Annotated in this window: 12 protein-coding genes; 8 read left to right on the forward strand and 4 right to left on the reverse strand. The window is 69.4% G+C overall.

Annotated elements, in window-relative coordinates; genetic code table 11:
• The first annotated feature begins 116 nt into the window (after positions 1-116).
• The 3 genes from ACZ4U4_RS04985 (at position 117) to ACZ4U4_RS04995 (ending at position 8,639) form a co-directional block, all read left to right on the forward strand.
• The gene (locus ACZ4U4_RS04985; RefSeq protein ID WP_467869039.1) at positions 117-4,982 is read left to right on the forward strand and encodes a DNA repair ATPase; all 4,866 of its coding nucleotides are present in this window, start codon (positions 117-119) and stop codon (positions 4,980-4,982) included.
• A 139-nt stretch (positions 4,983-5,121) separates the two neighbouring features.
• Complete coding sequence (locus ACZ4U4_RS04990) at positions 5,122-7,173, forward strand: APC family permease (protein WP_467869040.1); 2,052 nt, start codon at positions 5,122-5,124, stop codon at positions 7,171-7,173.
• 137 nt (positions 7,174-7,310) lie between these two features.
• Positions 7,311-8,639 carry a class I SAM-dependent RNA methyltransferase gene (locus ACZ4U4_RS04995; protein WP_467869041.1) on the forward strand — a complete coding sequence of 443 codons (1,329 nt, stop codon included), beginning with the start codon at positions 7,311-7,313 and terminating at the stop codon, positions 8,637-8,639.
• A gap of 755 nt (positions 8,640-9,394) precedes the next feature.
• On the opposite strand, the gene ACZ4U4_RS05000 is transcribed toward ACZ4U4_RS04995, so the two are convergent.
• The 4 genes from ACZ4U4_RS05000 to ACZ4U4_RS05015 are packed head-to-tail and all read right to left on the reverse strand — an operon-like array spanning position 9,395 to position 17,307.
• Positions 9,395-10,459 carry a Wadjet anti-phage system protein JetD domain-containing protein gene (locus ACZ4U4_RS05000; RefSeq protein ID WP_467869042.1) on the reverse strand — a complete coding sequence of 355 codons (1,065 nt, stop codon included), beginning with the start codon at positions 10,457-10,459 and terminating at the stop codon, positions 9,395-9,397.
• On the reverse strand, positions 10,456-14,913 hold the full coding sequence (locus tag ACZ4U4_RS05005; RefSeq protein ID WP_467869043.1) for a coiled-coil domain-containing protein: 4,458 nt from the start codon (positions 14,911-14,913) through the stop codon (positions 10,456-10,458). Before ACZ4U4_RS05005 ends, ACZ4U4_RS05000 begins: the two co-directional genes overlap by 4 nt.
• A gap of 28 nt (positions 14,914-14,941) precedes the next feature.
• The gene (locus ACZ4U4_RS05010) at positions 14,942-15,757 is read right to left on the reverse strand and encodes a hypothetical protein (protein WP_467869044.1); all 816 of its coding nucleotides are present in this window, start codon (positions 15,755-15,757) and stop codon (positions 14,942-14,944) included.
• Positions 15,754-17,307, reverse strand: coding sequence for a hypothetical protein (locus ACZ4U4_RS05015; protein ID WP_467869045.1), 1,554 nt, complete (start codon positions 17,305-17,307; stop codon positions 15,754-15,756). Before ACZ4U4_RS05015 ends, ACZ4U4_RS05010 begins: the two co-directional genes overlap by 4 nt.
• 660 nt (positions 17,308-17,967) lie before the next feature.
• Here ACZ4U4_RS05015 and ACZ4U4_RS05020 point away from each other — a divergent pair.
• The 5 genes from ACZ4U4_RS05020 to ACZ4U4_RS05040 all read left to right on the forward strand — a co-directional run bounded on the left by ACZ4U4_RS05020 (position 17,968) and on the right by ACZ4U4_RS05040 (position 22,414).
• Entirely contained in the window at positions 17,968-18,585 is a 618-nt protein-coding gene (locus ACZ4U4_RS05020; RefSeq protein ID WP_467869046.1) for a tyrosine-type recombinase/integrase, read from the forward strand.
• Positions 18,586-18,813: 228 nt separating this feature from the next.
• Complete coding sequence (locus tag ACZ4U4_RS05025; protein ID WP_384600701.1) at positions 18,814-19,020, forward strand: helix-turn-helix domain-containing protein; 207 nt, start codon at positions 18,814-18,816, stop codon at positions 19,018-19,020.
• Positions 19,021-19,086: 66 nt separating this feature from the next.
• Complete coding sequence (locus ACZ4U4_RS05030; RefSeq protein ID WP_467869047.1) at positions 19,087-20,175, forward strand: tyrosine-type recombinase/integrase; 1,089 nt, start codon at positions 19,087-19,089, stop codon at positions 20,173-20,175.
• 418 nt (positions 20,176-20,593) lie between these two features.
• Positions 20,594-21,559, forward strand: coding sequence for a serine/threonine-protein kinase (locus ACZ4U4_RS05035; RefSeq protein WP_467869048.1), 966 nt, complete (start codon positions 20,594-20,596; stop codon positions 21,557-21,559).
• 168 nt (positions 21,560-21,727) lie between these two features.
• Positions 21,728-22,414, forward strand: a complete 687-nt coding sequence (locus tag ACZ4U4_RS05040; protein WP_467869049.1) for an RraA family protein — start codon at positions 21,728-21,730, stop codon at positions 22,412-22,414.
• Positions 22,415-22,870: the final 456 nt, after the last annotated feature.

Below are 22,870 nucleotides of genomic sequence, written 5' to 3' on the forward strand. Positions count from 1 at the left end.
CAGCAGGGGACGGGGCGCGCCGCCGGGCCCGCCCCGTCCGCCCCGTACGACGTCAGCAGCCCGGTGGCCCGGCAGACGGTGCCGGGCCACCGGGAGAGAACCGGGAGAGCCAGAACGTGAACACCGACAGCGCGCAGCAGACCACGGACGCCGCGGACCGTACGCCGGACGCCTCACCCGGCGACGGCACGTACGAGGTGCTGCGCGACCGGCTGCTGGCCGCCGCGGGGGAGCTGGCCGAGCGGGCCCGCGCCCTCAACGCCCGCCGCACCGAGGAGTTCGGCGGCGCGGGCCTGGAACTGGCGGCCACCGGGCGGCTGGAGAGCGCCGCGCCCTGCCTGCCCGGCGACGTCGTGGAGGTCGGCGGCCATCTGCTCTTCGGCCATCACCCGCCGGCCACCGTCACCGAACCAGGCCCCGATGACATCTTCGCGCTCCACCGCCGCGACGGCGACACCCTCGCCCCGGCCGCCCCCGGCGCGCTGCCCGGCCTCCTTCAGGACCCGCGCTTCCGCCGCGACGTCGGCGAGCTGCACCGTTACTACCGTCAGGCCCGGCTGCAGGAACTGCGCCGTACCGACGCGCTGTTGCTCGCCGTCTTCCGCACCGGTGAGCGCCCCGGCGACCTGCGGGTGCTGCGCTGGCGCCTGGCCGCCGACGGCACCCCCGCCTACCTCGACGACCAGGGCGAACGCGATCTCACCGACCCGCCCGCCCACGACGTCACCTGGACCGCCGCCACCCGCGAGGACCAGGTCGCCGGACGCCACCCGCACCTCGACGTCCAAGGCGCCGTCTACGTCTCCGTCTCCGGCGGCCACCTCACCCTCAAGGCCGAGAACGACACCACCACGCCCGACGGCATCCACCGCGAGCCCGTCGACGAACCGCTCCAGTCGCTCGCCGACGCCGAGGTCGAGCACGCCCGCACCGGCCCGCTGATCCTGCTGCGCATCCGCCCGTACAACGAGGAAACCGTCCGCTGCCTCGTCTACAACACCCGCACCCGCACCGCGCGCCGCATCGACGCCGTGGGCCGCGCCTGCCGCACCCTTCCCGACGGGCAGGGCCTCGTCTTCCCCGGCGGCTACCACCTCGCCACCGGCACCACCAAACTCTTCGGCACCGCCGCCGACGGCCTGGAGTTCGCCCGCGCGGTGCGCTCGCCCAACGGCGAGGACATCCTCTACGTCTTCCGCCGCCCCACCGACGGCCACACCCTGCTGCTGCCGTACAACGTCATCCGCGAGGAGGCCGCCGCCCCGCTCACCGGACGCGGCCACGCCCTCTTCGACGACGGCACCCTCGCCGTGCTGCGGGACGCCGGCACCGAGGCGGCCCGCGTCCACCCGCTCCAGATCTGGCACACCCCCTTCACCTCCGACGCCCACGCCGCCGCCCGCCCGCAGGGCGACGGACCGCTCGCCCGCATCGGCAACGCCGAACTCGTCTCCGGCATCGCCGACCTGCTCGGCGTCGCCCGGATGGCCACTGCCACCGAGCCGTCCGCCGCCGTCTTCGACGCCCTCGCGGCGGCCGCCACCCGCGCCGCCGACACCCACCACTGGCTCACCGACCCCGACCTCGGCGCCCCCGCCGAACCCCTCGCCGCCGTCGGCGCGGCCGCCACCCAGGTCGTCGCGGAGTTCGCCCGGGTCACCGCACTCCGCGACAGCGCCGCCGACCAGCTGGAGCGCGCCACCACCGAGACCACCGCACTGGTCCGCCGGGTCCGCGGCGAGCAGCCCGACGAGGCCGCCGCCTGGGTCGCCCACCTCACCGCGCTGCGCCGCGCCCAGGGCCGCCTGGAGTCGCTGCGCGAGGTCCGCTACGTCGACCGCACCGCGCTGGACGCGCTCTCTGCCTCGCTCACCGACGACCTCGCCGCCACCGCCCGCCGCGCCGTCGCCTTCCTCGCCGCCGACGACGCCTTCGCGACCACTCACGCCACCGTCGCCGCGCTCACCGACGAGGCGTCCGCGCTCGCCACCGTCGCCGACGCCGCCGCCCTCACCGCCCGGATCGACGAGGTCGCCGACGGCCTGCGGACCGTCACCGACATCGTCGCCACCCTCGATCTCGACGACACCACCGTCCGTACCGCCGTCCTCGGCCGCATCGGTGACGCCCTCGGCGCCGTCAACCGTGCCCGCGCCACCCTCGACGCCCGCCGCCGCACCCTCGCCGAGGCCGAGGGCAAGGAGGAGTTCGCCGCCCGCCTCGCCCTCCTCGGCCAGTCCGTCGCCGGTGCGCTCGCCGACGCCGCCACCCCCGAGGAGTGCGACACCCAACTCGCCGCGCTCCTTCTCCAGGTCGAGGACCTCGAAGCCCGCTTCGGCGGACCCGACGGCGGCGCCGACGACGTACAGGACGCCCGCCTCGCCCGGATCGCGGAGCGGCGCGACGAGATCCACGAGGCGTTCGCCGCCCGCAAACAGGCCCAGCTCGACGCCCGCGCCCGCCACACCGACCGGCTCGCCGAATCCGCCGACCGCGTCCTCGCCACCGTCACCCGCCGCGCCCGCGCGCTGGCCGCCGCCGACGACATCCACGCCTACTTCGCCACCGACCCGCTCGTCGCGAAGGTCCGCGCCACCGCCGCCGAACTGCGCACCCTCGCCGACCCGGTCCGCGCCGGGGAGCTGGAGGGCCGCCTCGCCGCCGCCCGCCAGGAGGCCGTCCGCGCGCTCCGCGACCGCGCCGACCTCTACGACCCCGAGGGCACCCTGCGGCTGGGCCGCCACCGCTTCGCCGTCAACACCCAGCCGCTCGACCTCACACTCGTCCCGCACGGCGACGGCCTCGCCTTCGCGGTCACCGGCACCGACTACCGCGCCCCGGCCGACGACCCCCGCCTCACCGCCGACCGGGAATTCCGCGACCAGCCGCTCGCCTCCGAGTCCCCGTCCGTCTACCGCGCCGAACACCTCGCCGCCCTCCTCCTCGACCACGCCGAGACCGGTCACGACGGCCTGACCCTGGCGGCGCTGTACGCGGCGCGGGCCGACGGCACCCTGCCCGACCTGGTGCGCGCCGCCGCCCAGGCCCGGTACGACGAGGGGTACGACCGCGGTGTCCACGACCTGGACGCCACCGCCGTCCTCGACGCCCTGCTGCGGCTGCGCGCCGACGCCGGACTGCTCCGCTTCACCCCGCAGGTCCGCGCCGCCGCCCAGCTCTTCTGGCACCACGGCACCGACCCCGCGGCCCGCACCGCCTGGGCCACCCGCGCCCACTCGCTGGCCCGGGCCCGCGCCCGCTTCGGCCACGGCACCGGCCCCGCCGACCTCGCCGCGGAACTGACCGGCGCCGCCACCGCCTTCCTGACCGCCTCCGGGCTGAGCGGCTTCGCCGACGGAGCCGCGGCCGGGCAAGCCGGTGCGTACCTCTTCGAGGAGCTGGCCGACGGCAGCCCCCGCTTCACCACCGGCGCCGCCGCCCGTGATCTCCTCACCGGCTTCCACCAGGCCCTCGGCGGCCCCGGCTCCACCGCCGTCAAGGAGTACGCCGAGGACCTCACCGCCCTCGGCGACGACCTCGCCGCCCGCCACCAGCTCGTCACCGCCTGGCTCGGCGGTTACGCCGACGACCGCGGCGCCCCGCGCGCCGACCTCCCCGAGGCCGCCGCCATCGAACTGTGCGGCCCCGACCTGCCCCGCCGCCCCGTCGACGCCCCGGTCAGCTGCACCGTCGACGGCCTCCTCGGCAGCCACCCGGCGCTCACCGGCGGCACCCTCCCGCTCCGCCTCGACGAACTCCTCGACCGCACCCGCACCTTCCGCACCGAGCGCGTCCCCGCGCACCGCGCCTACACCCGCCACCGCACCGCGCTCCTCGACGCCGAACGCCGCCGGCTGCGCCTGGACGCCTACCGTCCCCAGGTCATGCCCGCCTTCGTCCGCAACCGCCTGATCGACGAGGTCTACCTGCCGCTCATCGGCGACAACCTCGCCACCCAGCTCGGCACCGCGGGCGACGACCGCCGCACCGACAGCCAGGGCCTGCTGCTCCTGCTCTCGCCGCCCGGCTACGGCAAGACGACCCTGCTGGAGTACGTCGCCGCCCGCCTCGGACTCGTTCTCGTCAAGGTCGACGGCCCCGCCCTCGGGCAGCACACCACCTCCCTCGACCCGGCCGCCGCCCCCGACGCCGCCGCCCGCCGCGAGGTCGAGAAGATCTCCTTCGCCCTGGAGATGGGCAGCAACGTCCTCCTCCACCTCGACGACATCCAGCACACCTCGCCCGAACTCCTCCAGAAGTTCATCCCGCTCTGCGACGCCCAGCGCCGCATGGAGGGCGTCTGGAACGGCCGGGCCCGCAGCTACGACCTGCGCGGCAAGCGGTTCGCGGTCTGCATGGCCGGCAACCCGTACACCGAGTCCGGCCGCCGCTTCCGGCTGCCCGACATGCTCGCCAACCGCGCCGACGTACGGAACCTCGGCGACGTCCTCGCCGGGAAGGAGGAGCTGTTCGCCCTCTCCCACATCGAGAACGCGCTGACCGCCAACCCGCACCTCGCCCCGCTCGCCACCCGCGACCGCGCCGACACCGACCTGCTCGTCCGCCTCGCCCGCCGCGACCCCACCGCCCACGCCGACCGCCTCGTCCACCCCTACGCCCCCGCCGAGCTGGAGCAGATCCTCGCCGTGCTGCGCACCCTGCTGCGCGTCCAGGAGACCGTCCTCGCCGTCAACCGCGCCTACATCGACTCCGCCGCACAGGCCGACGCCACCCGCACCGAACCGCCGTTCCTGCTCCAGGGCTCGTACCGCAACACCAACAAGCTCGCCGCCCGGCTGGTGCCCGTGATGAACGACACGGAGACCGAGGCGCTGCTCGACGACCACTACCGCGCCGAGGCCCAGACCCTCACCGGCGGCGCCGAGGCCAACCTCCTCAAGCTCGCCGAGCTGCGCGGCCGCCTCACCCCCGAGCAGGCCCGGCGCTGGGCCGAGATCAAGCGGACCTGGCGCACCGGCTGAGCCCGCCCGGGCCCCGTGAGGGAGGTGTGCGCGTGCGGTGAAGAGTGCGGAAAGGGAGCCGTGCCGCCCGCCACCTGCCGTTCCTGCGAGCCGGGTGGCGGGTGGGCCGCGCTCAGGATGAAGGCTTAGCATCCTCTGCGTGTCCAAACTGACCGACGTGCCCAAACGCATCCTCATCGGGCGCGCACTCCGCAGCGACAAGCTCGGGGAGACCCTTCTCCCCAAGCGCATCGCCCTCCCCGTCTTCGCCTCCGACCCGCTCTCGTCCGTGGCCTACGCCCCGGGCGAGGTGCTGCTGGTGCTGTCCGTGGCAGGTGTCTCCGCCTACCACTTCAGCCCGTGGATCGCGCTCGCCGTCGTGGTGCTGATGTTCACCGTCGTCGCGTCGTACCGGCAGAACGTGCACGCCTACCCGAGCGGCGGTGGCGACTACGAGGTCGCCACCACCAACCTCGGACCCAAGGCGGGCCTGACCGTCGCCAGCGCGCTGCTGGTCGACTACGTCCTGACCGTCGCCGTCTCCATCGCCTCCGGCGTCGAGAACCTCGGCTCGGCGATCCCCTTCGTCGTGGAACACAAGACGTTCTGCGCGATCGGCATCATCGTCCTGCTGACCTTGATGAACCTGCGCGGCGTGAAGGAGTCCGGCAAGCTCTTCGCCATCCCGACGTACGTCTTCGTCGCCGGTGTCTTCCTCATGATCTGCTGGGGCGCCTTCCGCGGACTGGTCCTCGGCCACGACATGGAGGCACCCACCGCCGGCTACACCATCCACGCCGAACAGGGCGGACTGGCCGGCTTCGCGCTGATCTTCCTGCTGCTGCGCGCCTTCTCCTCCGGCTGTGCGGCGCTCACCGGCGTCGAGGCGATCTCCAACGGCGTCCCGGCGTTCCGCAAGCCCAAGTCGAAGAACGCCGCCGCCACCCTCGCCCTCATGGGCGGGCTGGCCGTCACGATGTTCTGCGGCATCATCGCGCTGGCGATGACCACCGGCGTGAAGATGGCGGAGAAGCCCGCCACCGACCTGCTCGACCACGGCCATCCGGTCGGTTCCGGATACACCCAGAACCCGGTCATCTCGCAGGTCGCCGAGGCGGTCTTCGGCAAGGGATCGTTCCTCTTCGTGATCCTCGCGGCGGCGACCGCGCTGGTCCTCTTCCTCGCCGCGAACACCGCCTACAACGGCTTCCCGCTGCTCGGCTCGATCCTCGCCCAGGACCGCTACCTCCCCCGCCAGCTGCACACCCGCGGTGACCGCCTCGCGTTCTCCAACGGCATCGTGCTGCTCGCCGGCGCCGCCGCCGTCCTCGTCTACATCTACGGCGCGGACTCCACCCGGCTGATCCAGCTCTACATCGTCGGCGTCTTCGTCTCCTTCACGCTCAGCCAGATCGGCATGGTCCGGCACTGGAACCGCCATCTGCGCACCGAGAAGTCCCCGGCGGCCCGCAACCGTATGCACCGCTCCCGGGCGATCAACGCCTTCGGCGCCAGCCTCACCGGTCTGGTCCTCGTCGTCGTGCTGCTGACGAAGTTCACCCACGGCGCGTGGGTGGCCCTCCTCGGCATGGTCATCTTCTTCGTCACGATGACCGCGATCCGCCGCCACTACGACCGGGTCTCCGAGGAGATCGCCGCCGAGGACACCCCCGACGACGACATCGTCCGCCCCTCCCGGGTGCACTCCCTCGTCCTCGTCTCCAAGGTCCACAAGCCGACCCTGCGGGCCCTGAACTACGCCAAGCTGATGCGCTCCGACACCCTGGAGGCGGTCAGCGTCGACGTCGACCAGGCCGATACGAAGGCGCTGCGCGCCGAGTGGGAACGCCGCGGCATCGAGGTCCCCCTCAAGGTCCTCGCCTCGCCCTACCGCGAGATCACCCGCCCCGTCGTCGACCACGTCAAGTCGCTGCGCCGCGAATCGCCGCGCGACGTCGTCTCCGTCTACATCCCGGAGTACGTCGTCGGCCACTGGTACGAGCACCTGCTCCACAACCAGTCCGCGCTGCGCCTCAAGGGCCGGCTGCTGTTCACCCCCGGCGTCATGGTCACCTCCGTGCCCTGGCAGCTGGACTCCTCCGAGGCGGCCAAGAAGCGCGCCCGCCGCCGCGCCGAGTGGAACGCGCCGGGCGCCGTCCGCCGCGGCCCGGTCAGCCCGCCGAAGAAGGACAAGGCGGCACCCCGCAAGTGAGCGAGGACCGTGCCGGGCGCGCGCGATGCGCCCGGCACGGGGCACGGCACGGCGGCACGTAGACTCGAAGGCTGTCGTCCGCCGTACCCGGCCGCGGCCCCGCCGCGCCGGTCCCACCCTTTGGAGCTTCGCCCACCATGCAGACAGAACCCGAGAAGTCGCTGGTCGGCGAGGAGTACGAGGTCGAGGTCGGCCCCGTCGCCCACGGCGGCCACTGCATCGCCCGCACCGACGAGGGCCAGGTCCTCTTCGTCCGCCACGCGCTGCCCGGCGAGCGCGTCACCGCCCGCGTCACCGAGGGCGCCGAGGGCGCCCGCTTCCTGCGCGCCGACGCCGTGGAGATCCACACCCCGTCCAAGGACCGTGTCGAGGCGCCCTGCCCGTTCTCCGGCCCCGGCAAATGCGGCGGCTGCGACTGGCAGCACGCCGCCCCCGGCGCGCAGCGCCGCCTCAAGGGCGCCGTCATCACCGAACAGCTGGAGCGGCTGGCCGGCCTCACCCCCGAGGAGGCCCGCTGGGACGGCACCGTCGCCCCCGCCCCCGGTGACAAGGTCGCCAAGGGCGAGGTCCCGGCGTGGCGCACCCGCGTCCAGTACGCCATCGACGCCGACGGCCACGCCGGTCTGCGCAAGCACCGCTCCCACGACGTACAGCCGATCGACCGCTGCCTGATCGCCGCCCCCGGCGTCACCGAGCTGGGCATCGAGAAGCGCGAGTGGCCGCAGATCGCCACCGTCGAGGCCATCGCCGCCACCGGCTCGCACGACCGCCAGGTCGTCCTCACCCCGCGCCCCGGCGGCCGCCTGCCGATCGTCGAGCTGGACAAGCCGGTCTCGGTGCTGCGCGTCAACGAGAAGGACGGCGGCATCCACCGCGTCCACGGCCGCCCCTTCGTCCGCGAGCGCGCCGCCGACCGCACCTGGCGCGTCGGCAACGGCGGCTTCTGGCAGGTCCACCCCATGGCCGCCGACGTCCTCGTCGAGGCCGTCATGCGGGGCCTGATGCCGAAGAAGGGCGACACCGCCCTCGACCTCTACTGCGGCGTCGGCCTCTTCGCCGGCGCCCTCGCCGAACGCGTCGGCGAGAAGGGCGCGGTCCTCGGCATCGAATCCGGCAAGCGCGCCGCCGAGGACGCCCGCCACAACCTCCAGGACCTCGACCGCGTCCGCATCGAACACGGCAAGGTCGAGCAGATCCTGCCCCGCACCGGCATCACCTCCGCCGACCTCATCGTCCTCGACCCGCCCCGCGCCGGCGCCGGCCGCAAGACGGTCACCCACCTCGCCTCCCTCACCCCCCGCCGCATCGCCTACGTGGCCTGCGACCCCGCCGCCCTCGCCCGCGACCTGGCGTACTTCCGCGAGGCGGGGTACGTACCGCGGCGGCTGCAGGCGTTCGATCTGTTCCCGATGACGCATCACGTGGAGTGCGTGGCCATCCTCGAAAAGGCCGCGAAGGGCTCTTGACCTGCGGTTTTGCGCGTGCGCATTATGTGCGGTGTGGGCGTTACGGGCGATATCTTGACGCTGAAATGACGCTCGTGACGCTCAAATGACGCTCGTTCTGACGGGACGTCACATGGCTGATGGTGCAGGTCACGCTGGCTGGGAGGTGTGCTCCCGTGGGCTGGTTTTGCGGGAACTTGAAGAAGGTTCCGCCGGGTTACGGCGCCCGCCGCTGGTTGCGGTGGCAGGCGCGCTGCTGCCGTACTTCGGCGGGCCGGACGTGTGGCGGAGAGGGCGTCAGTAGGTGGAGCCGTAGGGGCTCCAGTGCCCGAGAAAGGGCTTCAGGTCGTCGGGGCGTGGCTCGGGGATGTCGGGCAGCCGCAAATCGACCGAGAAGCTGCCTGCCCTTAAACGATCTGAGGCAACAAGGCTGGCTCGCGAAGCCATCCGAGTGACCGCTTCGAACGACCGCGAGAGCGTCGGGCATCTCCGCACAGCCGTGTTCGGCGGCCAAGCCGACCGGAACCTTCAGCACCTCGGAGAGGCTGAGACATGCCACATCATCCAACACTGGCCCCAGTTCGCTGGCGCGTGGTGGATATCAGACGATAAGTCTGCCTTGGAGTATGCGATCAGGCAGGGCATCATGACGGCGGAGAAAGCAGAACTTCTGCCTGGACAGAGCGACGACGAAACCACCGCATACGCCACGTAGCAACTCGTGACGTGGCGGTCATGCCGTCGGGCCTGAAGTCGCTCACGATCTCCCGACGAGCTCAAGGGCACCAGGTGGCGTCGCCGGCCAGCTGGTTACGGTTGGTGGCTTCCTGTGCAATACGGCGGCTTGACAGCAGGACCTCGTGAGTCCTCTGTCGCAGTCTGGGCGGCAGCCAGGCCGTAAGCGTGTGGGCGCGCTCATCGGAGACCATCTGGCCCGGGGTGGAGGCGTGGCTCAGGAGGAGGTCGTACAACGCGGAGGCGGGTTCGACCGGGGGCAGCCCGCACTGGGTGGCTGTCAATGAGGCGCGGGCGGGAATGGACAACCCCTCAGCGTCGAGGTCGCCGTAGTAGACGATCCGTTGGATTCCGTGGATCTCTTTGACAGTCTCGATGGAGGCTTCGAAGGCTCGTCCGGAGCCGAAGGCCACGGCTCTGGTGCGCCCGGGATTCGAGGTGAGCAGGTTTCGGAGTGTGGCGTAGGTGTCGCTGTTCTCGGCGACCAGGAGGGTGTCTCCGTTGCCGATCAATCGGTAGGCGAGGGGCGGTGGTTCGCGAAAGGTGCCGAGCTGTTCCAGGGTAAGGCGGCCGGGGGCGAACAGCGCACCGGAGAGGAGACCGTCGAGGCGCTTTTCGTCCCGGAAGATCTCGTAGGAGCGTTCACGCAGGGGGATCGGTACGCGAAATTCGGGGCGATTGCTGGTGTCGCGGAACCATCGGTTGATGGGGGCCAGGTCTTCGTGATGGGCGGAGGTGAGGTATGCGGTGTGGGCCCAGTCGAGTTCTGGGCGGTAGGAGCGCCGTGTGCTGACAGGGGGAGGCTTGTGCGGGGTGACTGCGATCAACCGGATCTGTTCGGGCAGGGCGGGACGGCCTGCGTCCCATTTGTGTCTCTGGCCGTGAGGGAGTCGCAGGGTGCCGGCGTCGGAGAGTTCTTCGAGCAGGGTGGCCAGTGCGGTGCGGGAGTCCTCACCGCGGGCGGTGCCGGGGAGGGCCGCGGTGAAGGCTTCCATCACGGTGGCGCGTGGCACGGTGGCCTTCTCGGCGCGAGCGTGCAGTGCGGCACTGAGGCGCACTGCGCCTGGCGAGAGGTGAGGAAGCTGCTCGGGGGTGGGCGCCGTCATCGGTTCGTATCCCCCTTGGTGTACAGGCGTGCGGAGCTGAGGTAGCCGTTTGCTTCGGGCTCGTGGGTGTCCGGGGCGGTCCGAGGGGTGGGGATGAGGGCGTTGCGGACGTGGTCGTCGAGGCGGATGCGGGAGAGGCCGGTGCGGGCTTCGACGTCGTTGCGCAGCTGGATGGTGGCGGGGAATCGGGCCGTTACGGCTTCGTCGCTCAGGCCGGTGGTGTAGATGAGCTGGATGCCGAGGGCTGCCGCCATCTGCGTCTGGATGTCTACGAGGTAGGGGGCATTGGCGCGGCCGATGGGGTTGTCGAGGAGGAGCAGTCCGCCGTGGCGGGTGCGGCTGCGGGGGCCGGGGGAGGTGCGCAATGCGGCGAGAGCGCAGTAGAGCAGGATGGCGCCGGTCAGTTCCTGGCCACCGGAGAAGATCTTGCCCATCTTCTCGACCGGCACGCGTTCGATCCGTTGGGTGGCGTTGGGTTTCATGACCTCGGCGGTGAAGCGGGGAACGGCTGCGTGTAGGCAGCGCATGACCACGTCGGTGCCTTTGAGTTTGCGGGTGCGCGGGTTAGCGGCGAGGTTGTCGATGGTTTCGCGCATATGGGCGGTGAGCACGGAGGGCTCGGGCTTCCTGTAGCGGATGGTGAGGAAGCGCTGCCCTGCCCAGAGCGTGGGACCGTCGGGGAAGAGGGAGAACCGGCTTGCCTGGTCCACTTGTTGGAGAAGTTCGGTGACGAAGCCGCTGAGCTGGGACACAAGGGCCTCACGCGCCTTGCTCATGCCTTCGAGCTGGGTCGTCAGGGCTGCGGCAGCGCGGTGCAACGCCGTAGTCCACTCTCGGGCGGCAGCAGGAATATGCCGCCGGTCAAGAGCCGAGATCTGGTTACGCAAGGGGATGTCGAGTTGCTCGAAGCGGACGTCGCCGGCCTGGTCCTTGAGCAAGGACACGCTGTCTTCGACGCGGCGCTCGGTGCTGGTGAGCTTGCGCCGGGCGTCTTCGTAGCGGGCTGTGGCTTGCCGTACGGCGGGTTCGGCCCCATCAGCGGTGCCTTCGTAGGGGTCCGCCGCGGGGTGAATACCGAGCTGCTCGATCGTGGCATCCAAGCGGGCCAGGACACGACCGAAGGCGTCGAGTTCGCGAGTGTGCTGGCTCTGCTGCCTACGGGCCGCGTTGTACTCCTCGCCGGCACCGCGTTCGGCCTGCTGCGCCTTCGCCTGGGCGTGCTCGGCACAGGCGGTGAGGTCGTAAGCCTCTTCGAGGGAGTGTGGGGTCCACTGCGCGACGTCTTGAGTGCTGATGTCTTGTGCCGCGGTGGCGAGCGTGTGGTGTCGTTCCTTGAGACGGCTCTCCTTGTCCCGAAGGCGCCGTAACTGGTCGTGGAGATCGTCGATCTGTTGGCCTAGATCGCGTTGTACGGCGTCGCGCTGGACGTCATCCGCCGCGGCGGGAGAACGGCTGTACTCCTGGGCGAAGGGCTTGACCCGGTCAGGGACCTGCGCCCACTCGTCCTGGCAGGCGCGCAAGGTGTCTTCTGCTTCCTTGGCACGCTGACGCTGGTCTTCTCCGATGTCCACACTCCGCAGGTCCTCGAGTGCCTGCTCATAGCGGTGCTGGAGGACGGTGAGTGCTTCGCCGGGCGCTCCCTTGGCGTACTGAGCCTGCTCGGCCTCGGGCGTGGCGGTGACCTTCTTCCGCGCCTGGGCATGGCTCTGGGCCTGCTGGACGGCGGCTTCCACCGCCTGGGTCATGCGTGCGATGTCGCCGTGTGCCGTCTCCTCTTTCTCGCCCAGCTCTTCGAGTTCGCGCTGACGCTGCTGAGCTTCTTCCTCGAGCGCGGTGATCCGGTCGCGTGCCTGGCTGGCTTTCGCCTCGGCTTCCGCGAGGCGACGCATCGCCTGCGCGGCCTCGGCGGCCTCGCGGTGAGCCGTTTCCTGTTGTTCGTAGACCTCCTCGGCAGCGGTGACGGCGTCGTCGTTCTGTTCGGCACTGGCGCGCGCGACCTCAAGGCTGGCCTGGGATGCCTGCGCTGCCGTCCGGAGCTCCTGAAGCTGTTCGAGCCGTGCCCCTACGCTTACGGAGCCGATCTCGTCCAGCCAGTACGTGATCTTGTTGCCCAGGTCGCGGGTGACGCTGATGCGTTCCTCGAGCTCACTCAGTGCCTGCGCGGAGGCGGCCAGGCGTGCCTCGACCTCGGCTCGTTCGAGTGTCGCGGCCTGTTCGTCATGCAGGGCCGGGGTCGGCTCGGGCACCATCCGGCCACTCGTGTCGGGCACCGGCGTCAACATCCGCTCCCCGGTTCCTACCGCGACGGCCGCCGCGGGCAGGGGACGGGTGCGCTCCAGATGACGCTGCGCCTGATCCAGCGCTGCGGGGCCGCCGCCTACGATGATGCCGCCGACCAGGTCCGGGTGGTCGTTGATGAGGCGCTGGTGATCGTCCGCCGGGACATTGTCGCGCAGCCACTGCCAGCCGGGGACGGCGTCGATACCCTGGGCACAGAGGTCGGCACACAGGGAGCGGACCTCCTTGGTGGCGGGCAGGAGGCCGTCGCTGGTGTCCAGGGCGGCGAGGAGTTCTTCATCCGCGCTGTGCTGGAGCTGTGTTTGCCTGAGCGCACCGTCCAGAGCGGTGATCTTCCGCCCGAGCAAGTTGTGCAGGTCAGCGTAGTGGTCGGCGAGCCAGGTCAGGGCATCGCCGTCCTGCAGCTCTTCGAGGCCGAGTTCAAGCAGTTCCGCAGTCACGGGATGGCGGCGCACGGAGTCAGCGCGGACGCGGACCCGGTCTGTCTCCGCTTCGGCCGCTTCTGCTGCGCGGCGGTCATCGAGAGCCCGCTCCTGCAGCGCAGGCAGCTGCTGATATGCCTGCGTCCGGCGGCTGCGGGCCTCATCCTGTGCCTTCTTGGCCTCTGCACAGAGCCGGCCGTGGTGATCAGCTTCGCCGTCCATCCGGGAGGCGGCGTCTGCGGCGCTTTCGCCGGGCTGTACCTGTCCCTCTTCCCGCGCGGTGTGCAGCTGCTCTTCGAAGTCCTGCACCTGACGGCGTAACTGGCGCTGTTCTCCCTCAGCCGTACCGGCATCCCTATGGAGAGAGTCGCTTCGTTCGCGCCACTGCTGGATCTTGCTGCGAGACTCGGAGATCTCTTTCTCCAGATTGCCGGCCTCGGCGCGTGCCTGCGTTTCGGCCGCCGCGTAGCCCGCCCGTAGCGCTGCCGCGGCGCTATCACACGCCTGCACATAGGGGGCGGCTGTTTCCTCGGCCTCGGAGAGGGACCGCTGCATGCGGCCGTGGCGCTCCTGGGCAGCCGCGTGACGCACAGCGACCGGGACACTGCGCCAGCCCGCAAGGCGGTCTTCCAACCGTTGCGTCGTCGCGGCGACTCGCTTCTGTTCCTCGGCTGATTCGCCCAGCTCGATGCCGCAGGCAGCCCAACGCACATGCGCCACACGTGCATTGGCGACGTCCAGTTCCTGCTTGGCCGCTTCATGTGCCCGGTATGCGGTATTGACCGTGCCTGTGGTGGCCTGAGCCGCGGCGGTGAGGATCTGATGCCGACGCATCAGCCCTGCGGCAAGGGCGGTGAGGTCGCCCTTGGCCTGGCCAGCCTCGCGCTGCTGGTCGGTGTGCTCCTGGTACCGCTCGGCCACCCGGGCGCAGATCTCCTCCATGGCCAGCGCGAACTCCCGCTCCTTGACCAGTTTCTCGCGCTGGTCGTGGGCGCCGGCATACGTCTCGAAGGCACTACTGAGGCTGGCGTACTTGTCGTCGTCGTTGGCCTTCTCCAGGAGCCACTGGACGAACGCTGCCGCGCTGGAGGTGGTGAACGCCTCGGCCGCGCCGCTCTCGGTGGCGTTCATCTTCCGCTGGACATCGAAGAGGCCAGGTTCAAGACCCAGACCAGCCTGGTGCTTCTCCCACTTCTCCTGCCCGTCCACGATCTGTAGTTCCAATGCCTCCACCGTGCTCTGCAGTTCGCACAGCTCGGTGTAGTAGTGGTCGAACGGCAACCAGTGACCGTCGCGGTGGAAAGGTAGATCGTCCGCGGATAAGGCGGCACCCGGGTGGAAGCTGTAGAAGCGGCGCCGGAGCTTGCCATCGCCCTCGGGCGCGAGGATCTGCGCGGTGACCAAGAGCCTGCCAGTTCGGGCATCAGCCCACTCCAGGACGATGTGGGAGGGCTGAGCCGGAGAAACGACGAAGCTCCGCAGCTCCTCCGGGTCATGGTGACGCAACGGGATCGTGGTGCAGGTGATGCCGGTCAGCAGCACACCCTTGCCGCCGCCGTTCTGAAGCATGACCAGACTGGCCGGCGAGGGCCGCTGCGTGACGTGTCCGGGCGTCGGCATCAGGGATGCTGTCTCAACCAGGGGGCCCACGCCAGAGAAGTCCAGGTTCACGTCTTCGTAGCGGGCATCGAGCGGACCGAAGTTGCGCAGCAGGATGCGGTTCAACTCGTACATGGAGAGGGGTCCTTACATCGCGATGGCGTCAGGTGGCTGGGGCGGATTCCGGGAGCATGCCGTGGTCCGTAGCATCGGGCTGCTCCGGATCCTCGGATGGGAGTGGCGCATCGTGGTGCGGCAAGGCCGCCACGCCCAGGGCGGCCAATTCCTGGAGCATCTCCCGGGCTGCTTGGTCACGGATGTGCAGCCTGTACAGGACGTTGGTGGCGTACGTGCCGCCCTCTTCCTCACTGGTCGCGCGGACGAACCCGCGCTGCTCGAGATGTGTGAACGCCTTCCTCACCAGCGCGTAAGTCGCCGACCGCGGAGTCCTGTCCTTGTCCGTACGACCGGTGGGGTTGCGACGCAGGTAGGCCCGCCACAAACCCTCCAGCCCGGGGCTGCCGGCCGGCGGGTCGGTGTCCTCGTCGGCGGCTGCAGCGCGGCGCTCAAGGACGGTCGCGTAGGCCCTAACGTCTCCGTCGACCTTCTGCACCGAGACCCGGGCGACGTGCTCGTCGTCGTCCAAGTTCTCCGGACGCGGGAAGGCCCGCGACGCGATGGCCAGGTGGGCGAGCAGGTACAGCGGCCGGTTCTCCGCATTCGGCACGAGGTCGGTGACCGAGACGGCAAAGTCCGTCTCGTTCGTGGTCGCCAGGACCAGCCCCGCCTGCGGGTGTACCTCCTGAACCGTGAGGTCAAAGCCCTGCGCGACCTTCCGTACCAGCTGTGCGAAGTCCGGTTCCGTATCGAACCGCCGCACGAGGCGGGCGTAGTCTCCAGAGCGCCCTGGGGACTTGCCGCGTGTCATAGCCAGAGCCACCATCCGGGCTGCTGCGGCAACATCGTCGTACTGCGTCATGCACTCGGCTCCAGATCGTCGTTCGTGGCGAGGGGGACAAACTCTGGCGAATGGGGCGGTTGCATGTCCGGGGTCGCATCAACGTTGTCGGAGACCGGTTCACCCGCGGCCGGCAACAGCAGGAAGTCGCTGCCACCGAAAACCGTGTCGTCCAACTCAGTCCCGTCATCCACGACAATGACGGCTTCCTCACCGCGCGCCAGCTCGGCGACCGGGACATGCCGAAACCGATGCGCGGTCTCCATAGCCAGCAGATGGTCAGTGTCGTCACCAGGCCCTCTGTCCTCGCCCCACTGGCGGGCACGCTCGAGCAACCGAGACAGTCGCACGCCCTCCCCGGAGACAGCTGAAAGCAACCTGTCCACCCATGCATGCTGCGCGTCGTCGAACCTCGGTGGATCGGACGTGTCTTCCCAGTCGTCCGGTGCACCCACCGCGACCAGCTCAACCTCGGCCTGTTCCGGCATCCGTGTGAGGGCCTCGAAGTAGTCCGGCAGGTACATCACTCGCGGACGGACCGGACCCAGCACCCCGCGCACGAACGCCTCCAGGGGCCGCTCGCTGTCGTCGATATTCAGCTCAAGCGCCGGCTCCAGGAGCTGGCTGCGCAGGTGCACCCGTGCATGGACCACGGGAGGTACGAAGATCTGCCGGTCCTGCTGGCGCCGGAACTCCGGGACCACCCTGAGCAGCATGTCGATGAGCATCAGGTGCCGCTGAAGACAATCCTCGATCAGTGCATCCAGTGCCTCCAGCCGCTGCCGCTTGTCTTCCTCCTCCGTAACCGCGAGCAGTTGCGCCACCTGCGCCTTCAGCTGAGTCTCCGCCCGAGACCTCTCTTCAACGTGCTCCTGCGCCTCCTTCAGCGGGTCCTCAAGATCCGCCTCCCAGTCGATGGCCCGTACGTTGCGTTTCATCTCCTCCATGCGGTCGAGCAGCTCCTTCGCGTACCGGATGCTCTGCACGTGGGCGGTGCGGGCGGCCTGCCACGCCTCACCGATCCGCGCGCGCTTGAGCAGCGCGGCCAGCTTGGCCTCCGCCGCGATCTGCTCTGACGCGATGTCCACATCGACCGCATGGACGAGCACCGTGATGGCCGCATCAGTAACTGTCAGCGCAGCCTGTCCAGCTTCGTCCGGCACGTCTTTGAGGATCTGGAACGGAAACTCCCTGACGACGAAGCCGTCGCTTGTCACGCTGCCGATCTCGTGCCGAAAGCACCGGTCGTGTCTCTCGGTGTTGATCATCCGCTCCACAAGCCAGCGCGCGACCTCCCGATACTCGGTACCCGCCCGTCCGGGAACCTGGAGCGCCGCAGACTCAGCCACCTGTTCCACGACGGCTTCCTGCCGAACTGCCGTCCGCGCCCCTATCCGCAGCGTCACGAAGTCGATGGCTGCCAAGGCGAGTTCGGCCAGCCGGTACTCCTCCCAGCCACGCTCCCGCTTCGCCGGACTCTCATCGAGCGCTAATAGTGGCCGAACCACGGCCAGCGCCTTCATCCGCGACGTGATGCTTTCGTACGCCGCAGATGACTCGCCAAAGAACACAGAGAGCCCCCCAACATCATTCGCTCGACTGGCAATTCACGCTAGGACACGGCACTGACAATACTCCGAGGTCGAACGCATAAGCGATTGTTTTCGGCTGCCCTGCCACTGGCGGCAGGCTTGGGAAATCTGTGTCGAACTTCCATTCTGTATCGCTGACGCTGTGTCACCGTCGCTGGTTCGAACGAATTAGTCGCCAGCGGTTCGGTGTCTGCGGCATGTTGAATGGCACATTCGGCTAAAGCAGGACAGTCAGGCAGCGAGAGGTGAAGGGGATTTCTCGGTAATGGTTTGCTGCGGAGCGAGTGCAGTAGTCATTCGATGGGGCTACGTGAGACAGGGTAGGCGCTTAGAAGGCACCTGCTCTGTTCTCGTGTTTCTTGGCTGCCGACGTCCATTTCTGGGTGTTTCATTCTGATTCGCCGACAGCGGACACATTGAGTCCTGTACGGACTGGGTTAACTCGGCGAAGGAAGTAAACCTAGAGCGTCTTCGGAAAGTGAAACCTGCTCTCTGTGCATCAACCGGGTCCGCGAGAGGTGCGTCGCGGGCGCAACATAGCCGACGATCGGCGGTTAGCCAAACCGCCGATTCTCCGGACCATTGAATGACCAGGGGACGCCGACGCGTCCCGATGTCTCGTGTGAGGAGTCATGTAGCTTGTCGAAGCTGGCAATAGGCGAATCGTCCTTGCTCTCTGCGGACCACGTCCGCGCCCTTCTGGAGTGGATCCAGCAGGAATCCTCGGGGGCCGTTTTCCCTTTCCTCGCCTCTATGGCGGGCACCGCGCTTTCGCCGGGCGAAGCAGCCTCGATTCGGGTACACGACGTGACGCTCCCGGACGGGGAGCTCGGGGAGGTGCTGGTCCGTGCCGGCGAGGGCCGGAGGGTTCCTATCTCTCCGGACCTCGTGGGTGTGCTGAGGCGCTGGATCGACGAGGCGGACTTGGAATCCGAAGATCTGCTGTTCCCGGCTGAGCAGGGTGGGCCGTTGGCGTCCTCCGAGTACATGAGGGCGTGGAGGCAGGCTCGCCAAGCGGTGTTGAGCCCGGACGAGGTTCAAGCAGGCTTGGGGGAGCAGGTCTCCAGCCTGCGTGACTCCTGCCTGGACCGCTGGCTCGACGCGGGCGTACCGGCGTGGGGTGTCGCCGAGTGGGCCGGTGTGAGCGCGAGCTGGATTGCGCTGCGGTACCCGCACCGCTTCCGGCTGGAAGACGTCGAGATCGACTGGGATTACCTGGAGGAGATCCTGCGCCTTCCCGACATTCCCGAGCGGTAGCTTCCCGTCCCGCGCTCCGACTCATGATCCGAGCGCGCGAGCACCGCCGCATACTTCCCGAACGTCGGTGGTCCACGCCTCACGCGGCCGTGTCACATGGCCGGCCCCTCAGCGATTTGGTCCCACTGCCCTGACGGGGCTGGTTGACCTGCGCCGTGGACCACCGACAGCCCGGCTGAATCAATTCGCCTGCTTGGCTTTTCCGCCTCTGTTTCCGAGGACTCGCGCATGCCTGCCCATTTGCTGTCCATTCCCGCTGTCGCCGCCGCCCTGGACGTTGACCGTCGCACCATCTACCGCTTCATCGCCGCTGGAGACCTCCCCGTCGTCGACCTGCGCACCGGAACGGAACGATCCCGCGTCCGTGTCCCCGCTGCCGGGCTGGAGGAGTTCATCGCCAGCAGGCTGGTTCCTTCCCCTCGCACCCGCCGGTGATCTCTCGCCGCCAGTCCCGCCCTCACCGTTCCCGAACGAAGGAGTAGTACCGCGTACCTGCGTAAATTGAAGTCCGGCAAGTGGCAGGCGACCGTCCGCAACCGGGCCGGAGACCGGTTCAGCGAGTCCTTCCCCCTCAAGGCCCAGGCGCGGGCCTGGGGCATCGACCTGGAGACCCAGTTCGCCCGCGGAGGCATGCGCGACCCGCGGGCCGGCGAAATCGCGTTCCAGGAGTGGCACGATCGATGGTGGAACGCCCGCATCGTCGAACCCCACACCCTGCGAGGCGACGCGTCGAGCATCAAGAACCACGTCATGCCCTACTGGGCAGACTGGGAAATGCGGGCCATCACCCGCATGGACGTCCAGAGCTGGATCCGCTCCCTGGTCGAGAAGGGCACAGGCCCCTCCGCGATCAAGCGGGCCTACAACCTGACGTCGTCCATCATGCGCGCAGCGGTCGACGACGATGTGATCGCGGTCAGCCCCTGCCGCAGTATCGATCTGCCGCCCATCGCGATCAAACCGCCGCAGTGGTTCACGCCCGACCAGGCGCAGAGCATCCTCGACGGACTCGCCCCTGTCTGGCGAACGATGTGCCTGCTCGGCTTCTACACCGGACTGCGCTGGGGAGAACTCTCCGGCCTGCACCGTCATCGCATCGACACGCGCCGCTCCCGCCTTTTCGTGGTGGAGGTCAATACCAAGAGCGGCATCAAGGAGTACCCCAAGAGCTCCAAGAGCCGCAGGGAGGTCCCGCTCCCGCCCCACGTCCTGGAGGCCCTCGAACGCCACACCCACCGGCTCGACCGCGACGCAGTGGTCTTCACGACCATCACCAAGGGCCGTTCCGGGCGCCTCCTCGCCGATAGCAACTGGCGTCGGCAGACCTGGTGGCCTGCCGTCGAGGCTGCCTACCACTTCGGTGACGACGGCGAGTTGCAACTCGTTCCGCACTACCCGCCGCACTCCATGCGCCACACCTGTGCCTCGTGGCTCGTGCAGAGGGGAGTCTCGCTCTACGAGGTCCAACACCTCCTAGGCCACGAGAGCTTCCAGATCACCCAGCGCTACGCCCACCTCCAGCCGGACGCACACAAGGCCGTCCTCGGAGCCTGGGAACGCATGGAAATCCCACTCACCATCGGCGCATGAACGTTCCTTCGCCCTGTCCTCCACGGACAGGGCGAAGCCGTTTGTCGGCGATGAGGGAGCGGGAATGACGCCTCGTTGACCGACAGGTCTTGGGTCAGGGCCCAACGGGCATCAGGGTTGAACGCCTACGGGTGGGCATAGGTATTGACCTCACGATCTCGTGGAGTTTATCGCGTCGCCGGATGGCTCGGCGGAGCCTTCAGCTGGTCCTGCCACGGGTCGACTTGTGTCGCATACGCCCAAGACCAGGGCCGTGGCGACGTCCTTGGGCGCGCTGGGGAAGAGGTTGACGCGCTTCTTGTGCCGGGTCAGGACGCGAGGTAGGAAGAACTCGCCCACGGCTTACCAACCTCCCACCTCAACAACTGACTTGCTCTACCCCGACCCGCCCCCATCCCCTCTGACGTATCGTCCTCGCATGAACCCGTTGACCCCAGACGATCCGCCCGAGATGGGGCCCTACCGGCTCCTCGGAGTGCTGGGGGAAGGGGGCATGGGCCGGGTCTACCTCGCGCGGTCCGCAGGGGGACGGACCGTCGCCGTGAAGGTCGTACGGGCCGAATTCGCCGGGCAGGACGACTTCAGACAGCGGTTCGCACGGGAGGTCGACGCCGTACGGCGCGTGGGCGGCGACTGGACCGCGCCCGTCCTGGACTTCGACACGAGCGCCGAGACCCCCTGGGTCGCCACCGGCTACGTACCGGGACCCGACCTCCGTACCGTCGTCGCCGAGCACGGCCCGCTGCCCGAGCACTCGCTGCGCACCCTCGCGCACCGGCTCGCACTCGCCTTGGAAGCCGTCCACGGCGCCGGTCTCGTGCACCGGGATCTGAAGCCGTCCAACGTCCTCGTCACCGTCGACGGCCCGCGCGTCATCGATTTCGGCATCGCCCGCGCCCTGCACGCCGTTTCCGGCGACAGCTTCCGCACGCGCACCGGAGTTGTCATCGGCTCGCCCGGCTTCATGTCGCCGGAGCAGGTGCGAGGGTTCGAAGTCGGGCCGCAGAGTGACGTGTTCAGTTTCGGCTCGGTTCTCGCGTACGCGGCGACTGGGCGCATCCCGTTCGGCAGCCTCGACATCGGGCTGCACGCGCAGATGTTCCGGGTGGCCGAGGAGGAGCCGGACCTAGAAGGCGTGCCTGAGGGGATGCTCGGGCTCTTACGCCAGTGCCTGGAGAAGGCGCCGGAGAAGCGGCTCACGCCCGCGGAGCTCGCGGCCCGTACCGGCGCCGGAGAGACGGCGGGGCCGTGGCTGCCGGGCGAGGTGCTCGACCAGCTCGGGCGGCATGCAGCGCAGTTGCTGGACCTTGACCCGCAGGTGCGGACGCCGGGTGGGCCAGAGCGGACCGATGCGACCGGGGGAGCGCTGCCGGAAGCGGAGTAGATCGCCCTGCCCGCGCGGCCGGGGGCACAGCGGTGGGCCAAGCGGATCGCCGTCCTCGGCGCTGCCGCCGCTGTACTGGCTTTCTCCGTCGGAACGTTGATCAGGGTGGACCCGTGGGGCGACAAGGGTACGGACAGCGGTACGGACGGTGCTCCGGCGGAGGTGACCGTGCCGAAGCAGTTCCTCGGGGCTTGGGAGGGCGAGATGCCCGGCAGTACGTACGTACGTGTCGAGTTCGAGAAGGACAAGCAGGGTCGTACGGTCGCCAGGTCCTCCTCCGTGCTCTTGCGCAACACGCGCGGCGGATCGCTCTGCGTCGAGAACAAGGAGCTGAAGGCGGTGTCCCCGGCCCGGCTCTCCCTGGGGGAGGCCCGTATTAAGGACGCCTTCAGCAGCAGCGCGTGCAAGCCCCTGCCGTCGTACAGCCTGAAGATCGGCGAGGAGGACGGCACCCTCGACTTCGCCACGGACGACGGCCGGTTCAGGGGCGCCCTGCGTAAGGTCAGGGCGGGCAGGACGCCCGTGCCCGAGAAGTTCCTCGGGCAGTGGGTGCCCATGGGCGATGGGGACAAGTGGTCGACCCGGCTCACCATTGAGCAGGCGAAGCCCGGCAAGGTCTTCATCCAGGGTGTGGACAACTCCACCGGGAATCGCTGCGTCTGGAAGGAGGTCCTGGCGGCCGTGGACGACTCCAGCGTCATCTCCAGCCCGGCCGAGCGCCCCAGAGAGGAGCTCACCCCGTGCGGCAAGGCCGCTGTCCTGACCCGCAGTTACGCCATCGAGGGCGACGTTCTGTACATCTGGCAGCCCGACGGAAAGGAGCAGCAGCAGTACCTCCGCTTGCCCGGGGCGTAGCGCGTTGGCCCCGGGACGGGCGGCCGTCTCGCGGGCGTGATCGGCCCACGCGACCGCCGGCATGGCCGGATCCGCCAGGCCCGCTCAAAACCTCTCCGGTTGATCCGCGACGGCCTCTGCGTCACGATGCGCCATCGGTGCGTAGATCCCCGCACTCGGTCAGCGACGTCGCAGCGGGGGTCACCCGCCAACTGGGGCGGTGCAGGTGTGGGCACCCGGCGGCCCGATGTACGCACCGGGACACCGCGTGAGGCTTCGTACTGTTGGGGGTACTGCGGGTAGCCATGACGCGCCAGATTGCCCGTGCCGAACTGCCGAACCGATACACGAGCGTGACGCTCATTTGACGCTCCGGGTGCCCCCTGGCCCACATTCGAGACACGAAAGGCTCTCTGACCTGGTGCTTTGCCGCCTGCGTCCAGGGCGACCTGTTTCCGATGACCTCGCACGTAGAGT

The organism is Streptomyces sp. NPDC029159 (genome assembly GCF_055564055.1).

Excerpts from the sequence above, each read along its gene's own strand:
- ACZ4U4_RS04995 (WP_467869041.1), top strand. The coding sequence starts at position 7,311 with ATGCAGACAGAACCCGAGAAGTCGCTGGTCGGCGAGGAGTACGAGGTC.
- ACZ4U4_RS05000 (WP_467869042.1), bottom strand. The coding sequence starts at position 10,459 with ATGACGGCGCCCACCCCCGAGCAGCTTCCTCACCTCTCGCCAGGCGCA.
- ACZ4U4_RS05005 (WP_467869043.1), bottom strand. The coding sequence starts at position 14,913 with ATGTACGAGTTGAACCGCATCCTGCTGCGCAACTTCGGTCCGCTCGAT.
- ACZ4U4_RS05010 (WP_467869044.1), bottom strand. The coding sequence starts at position 15,757 with ATGACGCAGTACGACGATGTTGCCGCAGCAGCCCGGATGGTGGCTCTG.
- ACZ4U4_RS05025 (WP_384600701.1), top strand. The coding sequence starts at position 18,814 with ATGCCTGCCCATTTGCTGTCCATTCCCGCTGTCGCCGCCGCCCTGGAC.
- ACZ4U4_RS05035 (WP_467869048.1), top strand. The coding sequence starts at position 20,594 with ATGAACCCGTTGACCCCAGACGATCCGCCCGAGATGGGGCCCTACCGG.